Source organism: Candidatus Chloroploca asiatica, from assembly GCF_002532075.1.
Taxonomy (GTDB): domain Bacteria; phylum Chloroflexota; class Chloroflexia; order Chloroflexales; family Chloroflexaceae; genus Chloroploca; species Chloroploca asiatica.
Genome location: NZ_LYXE01000110.1, coordinates 12,129 through 26,216, shown reverse-complemented (window position 1 = coordinate 26,216; position 14,088 = coordinate 12,129). Strand labels below are relative to the sequence as shown.

Annotated in this window: 7 protein-coding genes; all 7 read right to left on the bottom strand. The window is 58.5% G+C overall.

The window, feature by feature from the left end:
• Window positions 1–11: 11 nt before the first annotated feature.
• The 7 genes from A9Q02_RS14285 to A9Q02_RS14255 all read right to left on the bottom strand — a co-directional run bounded on the left by A9Q02_RS14285 (window position 12) and on the right by A9Q02_RS14255 (window position 13,702).
• Entirely contained in the window at window positions 12–806 is a 795-nt protein-coding gene (locus A9Q02_RS14285) for an ABC transporter permease (protein ID WP_097653761.1), read from the bottom strand.
• Window positions 803–1,726: an ABC transporter permease gene (locus A9Q02_RS14280; RefSeq protein ID WP_097653760.1), complete on the bottom strand. Its 924-nt coding sequence runs from the start codon at window positions 1,724–1,726 to the stop codon at window positions 803–805. Before A9Q02_RS14280 ends, A9Q02_RS14285 begins: the two co-directional genes overlap by 4 nt.
• A 107-nt stretch (window positions 1,727–1,833) precedes the next feature.
• Window positions 1,834–3,009, bottom strand: a complete 1,176-nt coding sequence (locus A9Q02_RS14275; protein ID WP_097653759.1) for an ABC transporter substrate-binding protein — start codon at window positions 3,007–3,009, stop codon at window positions 1,834–1,836.
• Window positions 3,010–3,191: 182 nt separating this feature from the next.
• Window positions 3,192–4,121 carry a serine/threonine-protein kinase gene (locus A9Q02_RS14270; protein ID WP_097653758.1) on the bottom strand — a complete coding sequence of 310 codons (930 nt, stop codon included), beginning with the start codon at window positions 4,119–4,121 and terminating at the stop codon, window positions 3,192–3,194.
• Between the two features lie 29 nt (window positions 4,122–4,150).
• On the bottom strand, window positions 4,151–4,627 hold the full coding sequence (locus A9Q02_RS14265) for a PH domain-containing protein (protein ID WP_097653757.1): 477 nt from the start codon (window positions 4,625–4,627) through the stop codon (window positions 4,151–4,153).
• A gap of 531 nt (window positions 4,628–5,158) precedes the next feature.
• The gene (locus tag A9Q02_RS14260; protein WP_097653756.1) at window positions 5,159–7,120 is read right to left on the bottom strand and encodes a DNA-binding response regulator; all 1,962 of its coding nucleotides are present in this window, start codon (window positions 7,118–7,120) and stop codon (window positions 5,159–5,161) included.
• A gap of 30 nt (window positions 7,121–7,150) precedes the next feature.
• On the bottom strand, window positions 7,151–13,702 hold the full coding sequence (locus tag A9Q02_RS14255; RefSeq protein ID WP_172450989.1) for a GAF domain-containing protein: 6,552 nt from the start codon (window positions 13,700–13,702) through the stop codon (window positions 7,151–7,153).
• Window positions 13,703–14,088: the final 386 nt, after the last annotated feature.

Genomic DNA, 14,088 nt, shown 5'->3' with positions numbered 1-14,088 from the left:
TCTCCCGCACCTTATCTTCCAGTCAACTGTCGGGTTGTGCCGCCCCGACTAACGAGCTGGAGCAACCCGAGGCTAACCCAGGTAAGGGCGTAACTAATAATGGCCAATGCAGCCGGCTCATAGGCTTTGGTCAACCCCAAGAGCGCCATATAAGGAGCGAGGGCGGGGCGTACCAGGAAACTGGCGAGAATAAGTTCACCCATCACCGTCGCAAACGAGATGAGGGCCCCACTGAGGATCGCAACGCGGAGATTCGGCACAATCACATAGACCAGCACCTGGAACCAATTTGAGCCAAGGCTTTGGGCGGCTTCGGTGAGGGTTCGCACATCAAGAGCGCGCATGCCGACATCAATCGCCCGGAACATAAAAGGCATCGAAATCACCACATACCCAGCCACAATCAGCATATCAGTCGTCAAGGCATGGAGCGTCAATTGGAAGGGAGGGCGTGAAAACGTCCGAATCAACCCGAAGACATAGACGATGGTCGGAATGACAAAGGGCAAAATCGTGATAATCTCCATGATGGGACGGGCCTGGGGCACCTTCAGATACATCCAATAGACGGTTGGCACAAACAGGATAATGCTGACAATAATCGTGATCAGGGCCATAAGGGTCGAGTACCGAAACCCCTGCCAGAAGCGAGGATCGGCAAAAACGATTTCATAGGCCTTCAGACTAATGGTATTGCGTTCCATGCGCAACGAGAAATCGAGCGTTCCATACATCGGCAAGAAAAAATAGAGTGCCGCCAGCACGATCCAGAAGATTGCCCACCAGTTGATCGGTTGTGCTTTCATACTTTCATCCACCGTGACGCCTGACGCTGCAACATACTGTAGGCCACGATGGTGATGGCCATAACGACCACCATGCCTATCGCCATCGCATACCCTTCGTGAGGATTGCCGAGTACATCCCCACGGATCTGTTGACCGACAAAGATTGTGACCAGCGGAATGCTACCGCCCGTCAACGCCTGAGCGGTCGCGTAGGCGCCAAAAGCATTGCCAAAGAGCAGAATACTTGCCCCGAGGATCGAAGGGGTGAGCACCGGCAGCGCAATATCGCGCCAGTACTGCCAGGTAGAAGCCCCCAGATTCGCCGCCGCTTCGCGCCATTCTTTGCGCATCCCTTCGAGCGCGGGCGTGATGGTCAGCACCATCAACGGGAACTGGAAATAGGTATAGGCCAAGACGAGGCCGGTCAGACTATAGAGACTGAAGCCGTGGTCATAGGGATTAAAGGGGCAGATTTGCGTGCCATCCGGGCCAGCAAAGCAGACCTCTTTGAGCAGCGCCGTCACAAAACCAGTGCGTCCGAGGGTGGCAATAAACGCAAAGGCCAGTGGCACGCCACCAAAATTGGCTGCCAACCCGGAAAAGGTCATAATCAGACTACGCATCCAGCGTGGGGGATGACCAAGGGCCACGGCTGCCGCTACGAAAAACCCAAAGAGGCCGCCGATCACGGCGGTGAGCAAACTCACCTGGAGGCTCGTCATATAGGCTTTGAGCACAAGAGGATTGCGGAAAACGCTGAGATTTTCGAGGGTAAAGAGACCTTTATTGGTGACAAAAGCACCAGTAAAGAGATTCAGCGAAGGAATGATCAGAAACAAGAAAATGAAAAGAAAAAACGGCACGAGGCCGACCCAATTCCAGAGCGGATGCTCGCGCCAGGCATTGTTACGATAGCGCGGTGGGGGGGAAGTGCTCATAGCAACGTTTGTCCCTTTGCAACGTGGAGGCACAGCAAAACACAGAAGGACACGGATGGACGAAAACCGCCCCATCCGTGTCATCCGTGGATTGTCACCAACACGATCTACTTGATATCGAGACCAACAACGCTATCCCACTGGGTCTTGATCAACTCACGGGCCGCGTTCAACTGGTCGGCATTGGGCACCACAGCGCTACTAATGATCGCGGGGTCGGGCAGTTTGGCTTTGAGGTCATCGGGTACGACCCCACGTTCGAGCATATCGGCAAGGCGTGCGGGGGCGCAGTAGCCCTGCATCCAGATCGTATGACCTTCGTCTGAGTAGAGAAACTCTTGCCAGAGGCGGGCCGCAGCGGGGTGGGGCGCATACGCGCTGATCGCCTGGAGATAGAAACCGCCCCAGTTGACCGACGCAGGATAGATAATTTCGAGCGGCGGATTGCCGTTAAAGGACTCGGCATTGGCGAGGGCCAGGTAATTCCACTGGAACGTGATTGGTGTTTCGCCCTTGGCGATCGAACCAGTATTCGCTATCAGAGGCAGCAAGTTGCCATTGGCATTCAATGTTTTGAAAAACTCCAGACCAGGCTCGATATTATCGAGCGAACCGCCATTCGCAAGCGCCGCGGCATAGACACTCTGGGCGGCCTGGTTGGAGGCGCGAGGATCGCCAGCGAGGGCTACCTGGCCCTTATATTTCGGATCGAGCAAATCGGGCCAATCCTGGGGCACATCTTGAATCACATCCAGGTTGACCTCGAAGACCATGACGCCGTTGTAATCGGTGTAATAGTAGCCATCGGGGTCTTTGAGCCCATCAATCGTATCCCAGGTCATGACCTTATATGGTGAGAGGAGACCTTCATCCTTGGCGAGCGGGCCGAAAGCCGGGCCAACGTCAAGCACATCGGGGGCCTGGGGGCCTTTGTTTTCGCGATTATCGCGGACAGCCTGCAATTCATCAGCGGAACCGGCTTCGGGGTTGATTGAATTGACCTTGATGCCATACTTTTCGCTAAACGTTGCCATCATCGTGCCATAGTTGCACCAATCATCAGGCAAGGCAATGACATTCAATTCGCCTTCTGCCTGTGCGGCCGCAATCAGAGCCTCCATCCCACCACCTTCCGTGGCAGAGGTCATGGTGCTCCAGTCAATCGCAGCAGGGGCGTTTGTTGAGGCAACCGGGGCGGCAGGAGTTTGTGAACCACAGGCTACGAGGAGGATCGTAGCTACCAGCAGAAGGGCCAGGCCATGGGCGAAACGGGCGACTTTCATACGCTCTCCTTAACTTGGATGCAAGTGAGGTTTCTCACCTTGCAATTGTAGTGATCTTGTAGATCAGATGTGTTAAGGAGGCATGGTTTTTCGATTAAGTCTTGATTAACCTTTGGCTGGCGAACGATGGTGCCATCGTTCGCCAGCCGAACCTTGGCGTAGGGCGGCCGCCCTACGCGTTACTACGCCAGCACTCCTCCCAAGGCCAGTCCTGCTAGCACCAGGATGGCAAGCATCGTGATGATGCAGAGACCGATGATACGGGCTTGTTGAGCGCGTTGCCGCCGTGCAGTGCGCAGGTCGACGGCTGGCAGGGTTGGCACTGGTTGCGCACGGCGGCGACGGTTGCGTTGGGCGATGTCGACAACCCGGCGGATATCGGCAAGCCCTACCCGGCGTCTGGCTTGCAGTGGTTCCTGGGCCTGAGCCAGGACGACATGCACGACCTCGGGCACATTCAGGTCGGCAAAGAGATCGGTCAGCACCAGGCTCAAGGCATAGATGTCGCTCGATTGGTCGAGCGGCAACCCGGCATACTGTTCAGGGGCAGCATAGCCGGGTGTACCGATACCGCGCAACTCGGGCGGGTCGCTGGCACATGGGCGGGCGAGGCCCATATCGAGCAAGATCACGCTGCCATCAGCCTGAACCATCACATTGCCGGGATGCAGGTCGCCGTAGATCAGATTGGCCTGATGGACGAGGCTGAGCGCCTGGATCAGCGACGCGGCGATGGTGAGGGCTCTGGCTTCGGTGAGCGATTTGGCCTCAAGGATTGCATCAAGCGTCTGGCCTTCGATATAGGTTTGCACCATATACCAGTGAGCCTGCTCACGGTTGATGGTGACGAGCCTGGGAAACGGCCCGTCAAGCTGGGCGAGCGTTGCCGCCTCGCGGAGGAAAGCGAGCAACGCATCATCGGGGGGCAAGCCTCGCGCGGTGGGCGCGAGGCTTTTCACGACACAGACGGTACCCGTGTGACAATCGTAGGCGCGAAAGACGTGACTCATTGCCGTGCGGGCGAGTTGCGCCTGAAGGATAAAGCGTCCGCCAATCATCAGATCAAGGGGGCGTTCGTTGGTATAGAAGCCGGTTTTGTGTTCTTGTTCCACAGCTCTACCCCCTTTCTGTTGTCTTGAGGTCACGTAATCATCAGGACCCGTCGTTGTCTTTGCGTCGACATCATCTCGGCCTGGCGTGACATAATCATCGTCCGAAGCAGCGTAAAGTCTCCGAGTTCATGCATTGTCAGCGGGCTTGCGCCTGCCCCGACGTGGATCGTGCCATAATCGAGCATCCGCGCTATGAACGGTTGGTGATAGTCGGGCGTACATGTCCAGAGCGGCAGGCTATAGGTGCGCACTGCCAGCACCCCATAGCGGAAGATCAGCAGGTCACCCTGGATGCAGACCGCTTCGGTGCGATAGCGAAGGAAGACGAGCAGCGCCAGGGCCAGCGGGATCAGGGCTACCGTTGCGAAGACGACCTGTTCGACCACGGCGGCCACGCTCACGATGATGACGGCACACCAGAAATAGGCCATCATCCTGAGGGCAACCCAGGGCATGTAGCGACGAAACACGTACGTGGCACTTGTGTGACGGTTGTGACTTGGCATCGCGTACCCCTTTCTCTTCTTCCCGATACTTAACTGCCATGCGAACCTGACCCTCGTTGCCACGACGCTTTCTAAGGCTATCTGTGGCTCAGTCTAAGCATACCGTACAGGGATAAAGATACCCTCGTAAGCTGCTACGATTTACCATCGTAATGCTCACAAGGGCAGGGATTTTCCTATGCAAAAACTCACAAGACGCTCTCAGGTGGTGTGTGTGCCACCAGGCCAGCTCCGCTGGCGTGGTGGCACGCAGAGGGGAGGGCCGCCGCCAGGGGAGGGCACCCGCCAGGGGAGGGCCGCCGCCAGGGGTGCCCGTACAGGGCCGGGGGCCGGGGCCGGTGTAGGGGCCGCCGCCAGGGGTGCCCGTACAGGGCCGGTGGCCGCCGCCAGGGGAGGGCCGCCGCCAGGGGTGCCCGTACAGGGCCGGGGGCGGGGGCGGTGTAGGGGCCGCCGCCAGGGGTGCCCGTACAGGGCCGGTGGCGGGGGCCGGTGTAGGGGCACCCCTGGCGGGTGCCCTGGCGGGGTGCTGGCCTAGAGTTTGAGGCGATAGCCGCTCGAGCGGACGGTTTCGAGGTAGATGGGGTGCTGAAAATCGGGTTCGATCAGTTGACGCAGGCGCGAGATGAGATTCTGCAGGGTGCTTTCATTGCGCTGCACATCAGCCGAGGTTTCAATATCTGGCATTTCGAGGGCTTCACGCAGCAACTCTTTTTTGGTGCAGACCTTGCCGCGGCGCTCGTAGAGATAGACAAAGAGGCGCAAGAGTTGGGGCGTAAGCGGAACTTCGCGGCCATGGATGGTCACGATGCGCTGATGCTGATCAACGGTGACATGCTCTTGTTCACGGGTCAGATCGTCATAGATGAGGGCGGCACAGAGCAGACTATGCACCAGTTTGATTAGGATGCCGGGATCTTCTTGATTTTCGACGGGCGTGGCAAGGAGATGGCGCAGTGCCGCGAAGAGCACGCCGGCGTGATAGGCTTTGAGGTCACGGATGGGGCTGAGGGTACCGGCGAGGTAGCGCACCCGGGTGATCGCACGCATCAATTTCTGCACCTCGGGGTCGAGTCCGGTCATATCGGGAGGTGTCGTGAGATTGGGCATCGCGAGCAGGGCGGTTTCGCATTTGAGCCGGGTGCTGAGATTGATGGCGGACGAGAGTTGGAGGCGCAGACTATGCTCGAGCAGGGCGTAATCGGCGCAGAGGGGGCCGCGCGTCGCGTGCGCAAATTCAATGAGGGTACACCCTTTGCGTTCGGGGTCAACCAGCACCGTTTCGAGGTCAACGGCCCCATTCACCGTGCCGACCAGATGCTCGCTCCCCGAGATCAGATACTCGACGCGCAGGGCATTGGTTGGCAGGGCCAGGCGGCGCACGGCGGGTTCGGCATCGGGCAGGTGGAACTCGATCGCCTGACCGACCAGATTGATCCGAAAGGCCCCCAGGCGCAGGGTTGCCTGGGCGAGGGTTGCCATGCACTGTTGCAACTGGCGTTCTGCCGAAGTTGGGCTGTCTGTGTGCAGCCACGTGCGAAAGAAGGCGGCGGCTTCTTTGGGATTGGTCACAATGGGTGCACGTGCAGACCAGGGCTGGACGACATGGCGCAGCAGGTCGTCGAGCATCTCGGTCATACTTGCGGCGTCGGCGGTGTGGTAGAACTCACGGAGCGACACGCTCGACGCGAGGCGCACCCCGTGGAGCAGATAGGCATAGGCGGTGTATCCGGGGATGCGGGCGGTGAACTCACGATGCAAAACGCGGGCATCGCCATCTTTGGGGGCATAGTGCTGGCGATGTTGTTCATAGACCGTAACATCCGCTTCGCTTCCATAGACCACCAGGTAGTGTTCATGGCCACGTTCGGGGTGATTGCCGCGCACTTCAAGGGCGACGCGCCCGTGCGTCGCACTGATGACCCGTTCGATGGTAATCTCTTCGTGCTTGCGGAAGAGCAGGCGTAATAACTCGTCAATCTTTTGCGCTTCGACCATGGGATCTTCTGACGTCGGGACAATCAACTCGGTCAGGCGGGCGAGCGACAGGCGTTGCCAGACGGGGAAGCGTTCACTAAAGCGGATCTTCAATTGCCAGTTAATCGGTGCATGTTTCGTCAGGGCATCCTGGATGCGCCTGAGCAGATGCTCGAACCCATCCAGCTTGAGCACATAATCAACAATGAACCCATTCTCGCCGGCAGCAGGGAGCGTACTGTAGAGGGTATCAAAGGAGGGGAACTTGGTAATAATGATTTTAGGGATGGCGGCATCAAGTGTTTTCGCCAGATCGAGCCCACCGTCTGAGGGGTCGCCATCCCCAGTCAGGCAGAGATCAAGCAGGACAAGATGAATGTGTCTTGTCTCAACAATCTGCCGAGCCTCATCCGGGTTGGTTGCGGTATAGACGTGAAAGCCGTGCAGCGCAAGCAACTCACCGATGGTCTTGACCGTTTCTGGTACATCATCCACAATCAGAAGGCTATAGTTTGACATAGGTCTCAACCCCTCCTGCGGTCGCTTCGCTTATGTTGACTCCTCGATGGGCAACTCAAGCATCATCGTCGTACCCTCGGGCCCGGTCTTGACCAGATCAACCCGTCCCCCATACGCCTCAATAATGGCGCGTACCATCATCAACCCGGTGCCCCCGACGCGGCCCCCCTCGGGACGTAAGACCTGCTCTTTGAAGATGAGCGGCTTGATGGCTGGTGGGATGCCGGGGCCACTGTCTTCGACTGTCAACTGGACATGCCGATCGCTGCGCCGGGTGGCAAGGCGCAGATGGCGCGTCGGTGCCTCACGCATCGCGTCAATTGCATTACGGATCAGCATTTCGATCGCAATGCGTAAAAGTTCTTGATTCACTTGCACACTCGCCTGGGCATGCAGATCAAGTTGTGGTGAGGCAATCGTCGCGGTATATCGTTCGAGAATCCAGAGTTTGTTGACACAGCGACGGACAAAATCATCAAGCGGGGTTGTTTGCACGCCTTCGTCGGCTTTGAGGGCCGGGGTTAGCGAGCGATCAAGGATTCGTCGGGCATTGACATCAATTTCACCGAGACGCACCTTGATCCAGGCCTCGAACGACTGGCCTGCGGGAGGCCGCATTGCGGCCCCCTGCACCTGGTTGCGGATATTCTGGGCATAATCTTCGATTTCGTGGCGCCAGACATTCACCATTGTCCGCATCCATTCGAGGCTGGTGCGCCCGCCGACGATGCCTCGCATCGAAGAGAGGGCCTCGATATGGTCGGCGTTGTGCAGTGCTGACGCAATTTGCCCGGCGATAATGCCAAGCAATTGTTCATCATCGTGAGCAAAGGCGGCCTGCCGCGGGCTTTGCACATCAATGACCCCGAGCAGGTCTTCTTGCTCATTGCCCCAGGTGATAGGGACACAGAGTTCCGAGACCGTGCGGAAGGGCTTGTCGGGCACGAGGTCAAGATAGTCTGGTTCACCTTCAAGTTGATGGACGTTGGGGCAATTGACCACACGGCGCTGTACGGCCACATACCCACAGATGCCTTCGCCAAAGGCTTGTGTGATCGTCCCCCCGTGGCTCTGCGGTGAACTCCAGGTTGGCTTGAAGGTAAGCACCGGGCGTTCATCATGGTGGTGAGCGGCCAGGCGAACGGAAACCAGGCACCCGCGGAAGATTTCGGTTGCGAGGCGATGGCAGAGCTGGTGGAGGAAGAGGTCAATCGGCTGGTTCATCGCGACCCGACGGCCCATCTCTTGGACCAGTTCGAGACACGCATAGAGGCGGTTGTGTTGCAAGGCAGTTGCGGCATAATCGGCCAGCAACTGCAACGCGTGCTCATCTTCCTCATCGAAGGCGGCCTCACTGGGATGTTCCAGGTTGATGACACCGAAGACCTGGTTGCCCAGTTTGATTGGCACAGCTAATTCGGAGGTCACGGCGGGATCGTAGCTAAGATAATCGGCATCATACTGAACATGATCAATGCGAATGACCTCTTTGCGTTGCACGGTGCGCCCCGTGATCCCAATCTGAGGTCCGTCCAGATCAATCTTGCCAACCTGATGGTGCAGTTGCTCCAGATAGCTTCCCGGATGGGCCGCGGTGAACCGCAGATAATTGCCTTCGACCATCGCCAAGTGGCTGAAACTCCGGTCGCGCACTTCGGGCGAGATCAGCAAGAGCGATTGCTCGGCGATGCAGTCGAGGGTCAGTTGCAGCGAGGCCGGGTTGGGTGTGGTGTGGACAAGCGAAGCAGCGACGGCATGGCCGGCCTGGCGCAGGGCTTCAAAGGTTGAGCGTTGGCGCTCACGTTCACGATAACACTGATCACTTCGGATCGCAATAGCTGCCTGGTTGGCGAGCAGGGTCAGATGCTCAAGCTCTTCGGCGCTAAACGGGTGTGGCTTGCGGTAACTCACAAAGAGCGCCCCGACGCGCATGGTGCCACAGATCAGCGGGGTTGCAATCGTCGCGACAATCTCTTCGCGGCGCACAAAATGGGAAATCCCAAAGCGCGGATCGGTACTCACATCATCGATGATCAAGACCCCGTCGTGATGGATCACCTGGGCAACCAGGGATTCGCGGAGCACCCGCACTTTCTGGGCCACACTGCGCGGATCGAGCACCCCGCTTGCCACCGGGGGATAGGTCAGTTGGCGTTGTTTGGCGTCACAGACATAGATGACCGCCGTATCGGCATTGAGGAGGGTTCTGACTCCTTCGACAATCGAACGCAGCGCCTCTTCGGGATGTTCAAGCATACTGGCACTGGTCACGAGGCGCATGGTTTCTTGGGCGGCATCGAGGCGACCCTGCGAGAGCCGCAGCCGATCGAAGAGCGCAGCTTTGCTGAGCACCATCGCTGCCGAGTTGGCAAAGAGCCGGGCCTTGTTCCGGTCTTCGGCGGCGAAGCGTTGCGGTCGTTTATAGACGACGGTCAGGAGACCGAGCAGGATCCCACGATGTTGCAACGCTACGATTTGCAGGGCACGGGCACTGGTCTGTTCAAGCAAGAGCGCCATTGGTTGATCGGGGGCTGTGGCTCCCACCGGGCCGCGGAGATCCGACTCGGCGTACCATCCTCCACTCAGGGCCTGATTGAGCAGGCGATCGGTACGAGGGGGCTGCAACTTGAGTTGATGCCAGACATCGCGCGCCAGTTGGTAGCCAGCCGAGCGGGCTGGCTCGATCTGCCCACTGGCTGCATCGTATGACCAGACGACGGCTGCGGTGCCGCCAAGCAGGATGCACCCGTGGCGGGCGACCTGCTCAAGCACATCATGCCAGGTCTCGGCCCCACCGATGCCTTCGGCGGCATGCCGGATCTGCTCGAGCAGCCTGATCTGGGCGGCGTGTTGATAGGCCAGCGCCACCTGATTCAGATAGAGGCGCACCGCTTCAAGCTCGGCGGGTAGACTCGGGTGGGCTTCGTGCCAATGGATCCAGAGCACCCCAAAACGCCGTTCGCCTATCATCAAGGGCAAACAGGCTGCGGCACCAACGCCACGCTTGAAAATGACCGGTTGCAAGCGATCCTGGTACTGCATCGTCTGATCAAAAATCTGGGGCTCACCACTCCGCAGCACCTCCATCGAAACTCCATCTTCACGCACGATGGACTGTGCTTCAAAGATGCCGTCGCGGCTCGAGATGGCGCGGGTCACTTCACCGAGATCATTGATCAGGATGATGCTGACCCACATTGCCTCAACGACCGCACAGACCTGGTGGACCGCAGCTTTCAGTACTTGTTCTGGGGTTTCTGCTCCCCCCGAGACCGCTTTATGGCTCCCTTCGAGCAGGGTATGGAGGCTCTGTTGGGTTGCTTGATACTGGCTGACCAGATTCTGGTTTTTGAGGGCTACGGCGATGGTGTGGGCAAAGGTCAGCAACGCTTCACTATCATCTTTGGTGATGGTGGCCTGGGTAAAGGCATTGTCAACGATGACCATGCCTTGGATCTTGTCACCGACCATCAGCGGCGCGATCGCCGTTGGCCCGCGAGGTGTCAGCACATCGAGCAGGTGTGGCGGCAAGAAATGATCGAGTTCGCTGCCAGCCAGCGTGATCGTACGTGGTTCAAGCAGAATCGTGCGTAGCAGGTCGGGCTCATCACGTGTGAGCGGGATGCGCAGCGCATTGATGCGCGCAAAGAGCGGTGTGGGCGGCAATTCCTGCGTGCTCAGGTGCTCCAGATAGGTCTGGAAGGTCGTCATCCCATCCTGTTCAAGGGTTGCCCAATCCTCGTTGGCCTCTTCAAGGCTGACATGGCCGATGCCCATGTGTCCGATCAGATAATCCTGGCGTTCATTGACCAGAAAGACCATGCCACGATTGAAGCGTAGCCCGTAGCCAGCGGTAATCGCGGTCAGAAAGGCATGCAACATCAGGTCTTTCTGGGTGGTTTCCTGGCAAAAGCGACTCAACTGGCCGAGCAGGGCCATGCGCCAGACAACGCGCTGTTCACGACCTGACAACTGGGCGGTTTGCAAGACCGAGGCGGCTTGCCAGACAAAGCGCTTCAGCACCGTCAGGTCGATCGTTTGCCGGGCGTTATCGCGGCGTACGCCCCCGACCAGCACGACGCCGACCAGTTCACCCCCGCACTCGATGGGTGCGGCATACGCGTTGTGCCAGCGATAGAGGGCCAGTGGATCAGCCGGGTCATCGGCAAAGGAAGCGCTGACTAGGGGCGCACCGCTTTGGACCACACGCCCAGCCAGCCCGATGTTGGCCTGCTGCACATAGCCGAGCAGGGCTTCGGGTAAGCCACAGACGTGGGCGATTTCGATTTCACCGAGGTGGGGCCGTACCAGATAAAAGACGCCCATCGTCTGGCGCAACATATCGACGGCCAGCCGGAGGATTTCATTGCGCAGTTGACTCGCATCATGATCGGCCCGCAACGTGCGGACAGCGCGTTCCATCTGATCGAGCCGGTTCTGATGGTATTCGTTCAGTTCTTGCTGGCGGATGCGGTCGATTAGCGGGGCCGTATGGGTGGCAAGATCCTCGATCAAGGCACGATCGGCTTCGGCAAAATCTGACGTGGGCGTAGCCACGCCTCGTCCTAGTTCAAGCAGACCCACCAGACCATCACGATGGCGCAGGGGCATCAGCACGACGCTGCGCACACTAGAGGGAAGCCCGGTTTGGCGGCCCCATGTCTGAGGCTGATTGATCACGGTAAGCCCCGTCTGCTGAACGGCACTGGCTAATTCGGGCCATGCGTTGATTACCATCGTTGTCCCGAGACCGGGATGCCAGGATAGGCCGGGCACGGCCTGACTTGCCTGGAGGATCAGTTGTTCAGCGGTGTCGGCAAGATAGATCCGGCAGCAGGCCAGATTCAGGCTCTTCACCAGTCCATCGCCGAGGCTCCGCAAGGCCTCAGGCAGGCCATCGGCCATCGTGAGCAATTTGCTAGCCTGCACGAGCAACGCGTGGTGGGTCTGCGCTGTTTGCAGGGGGCGCAATTCTTCGAACGTGATGATGATCCCGTTTTGCGCTTCCCCCGGGAGGCGACACTGGCGCGCACGCAGCTTGACCGGCAGTGCTTCGTGGCGAGCGTTGTAGAACCCGATCTCTTCAACGTGGCACGTATCAGGCTTGCTAGCGAGTGAGCGCATTAGACGCGGCATGGCTTGAGAATCAACCATAAGGTCGGCGAGGGTCTGTTCAGCGAGGGTTGCCTCGGTGTAGCCCAGCAAAAGGGCGGCACAGGGTGATGCGGCAATCAGTTTACCGGCGTGATTGGTCAGCAGCATGGCCCCGGGAGCCTGAGCGACGAGCGCCGGCCAACCAGTGTCGGGTGTGGCTTGGGGCGGGGCGGCGGTCGGGCGGATGAGCGTCGTGCGGACATTGGCAAAGAGTTGGTTGATCCGCTGCGTGAGTTGGGGATCCTCGTCGCGTTGTTTGGGCAAGGGAAGGGGCGGTTCGGGCAGCGGCGGCGGTGTCGCAAGCTGATTGGCGATGGACGGCACCTGTTCGTCAAGGCCCGGGCCACGCATCGTCTGCACAAGCGTTTCGAGACCGGTGAGCACGTGTTCGAGCTGCGCCGCCGTGACCTCGCGGGTATGATGCAAAAGCGCATTGCCAAGGGCAAGGGCGGCATAATCAGCAAACAAGCGCAACAGACTGGCATCCTGGGTCGTAAAGACGCGCCCACGTTCGGCATCAACAAAGAGTACCCCAACGGGCTGCATCTGCCAGCGAATTGGCACCGCAATCACCGCCTCGAAGGGGCTCACATCGTGATAGGTGCTGACCCGTTCGGTCCAGTTGGCATAATCAGAGACAATCAGGAAGGGGAGATCTTCGGTGACCAGCATGCCAACGATGCCTTCGTGTTGATGTACAGTAGCCGCCAGCGGGGAATCGGCATGCCCATAGACCCCACCGAGAGCAAACGTCTGCTGGTGCGCATCATAGACATAGATTCCGCCACCGTGGGCATGCAACTGTTGTGCCGCCTGCATCACAATCAACTCAAGCAAGAGCCGCTGATCGTACTCAGAGGTAAGGGCAGTGGTCATCGTCCGCAGCATTGCGGCCTGTTCCGCGTGCTGTTGAACTTCACGTACAAGCCTGGCCTTATCGAGGGCATTCGCAATATGTGCGGCAAAGACGCGGCACAAATCAATATCCTCATCGGTAAAGGTATACGCACGTTCGATCGCATCGAGACTAAACGAGCCAATGACGCGGTCCTGGCTGACCACGGGTACCACGAGGATCGCACGAATCGCAAAGCTCGCAAAGGTCTGGGCCACAGAACCAAGTTCTGCCGGGGGTGTCTCGGGCACGGCATTGAGCAAGATCGGTTCTTGCTGATAGATGAGCCGCTCTTCGGCAGGAATGCCGCGTACTGGGATCCGCGTTCCGAGCGTCCCCAGATCAGGGAATTCAGCCACGACCTTGCCACTATCACCATCGTTATCAAAAAGCACGAGCCCGCTATGATCAACATCGAAGAGTTGCACAGCACCCTGACAGATCTGCAACAAGACCTGATCAAGATTCGTAGTTTTATTAATTTCTGATGCTGCGGCTTCGATACTAATAAGCACATGCTCTGACCGCTTCATAGGCACCCCATTCCCTGCGGATGAAAACATCTAGCGTAGCATAGCAGATCTGCTACGCTGCTTCCTCGTAATTTCCTCTCAATTTGGGGTTGCATGGTCGCAAACGAGGCTTGTTTGGCCGGCTTTGGCGCGGCCCGTGCCGGCAAGTTTACTGGTTTGTGAATGAAGCTTTCTGGCGTCCTCAGCCGTCCACGAATGGGGGCCACGAAGCAACGAAGACGTGCGTCACCACGCCTGTCTTCGTCTCTTCGTGAGGGTTCGTCGTGGTCGGCGGCGCTACCGGGAAATGTAGTTCCCAGACTATCAGGTGAACTTGTGGGGTTGGGCGAGGCCTTGGTGGACGAGGAAGAGTTGGTTGACGAAAGCCGCAGCCAGATTACTCTAGG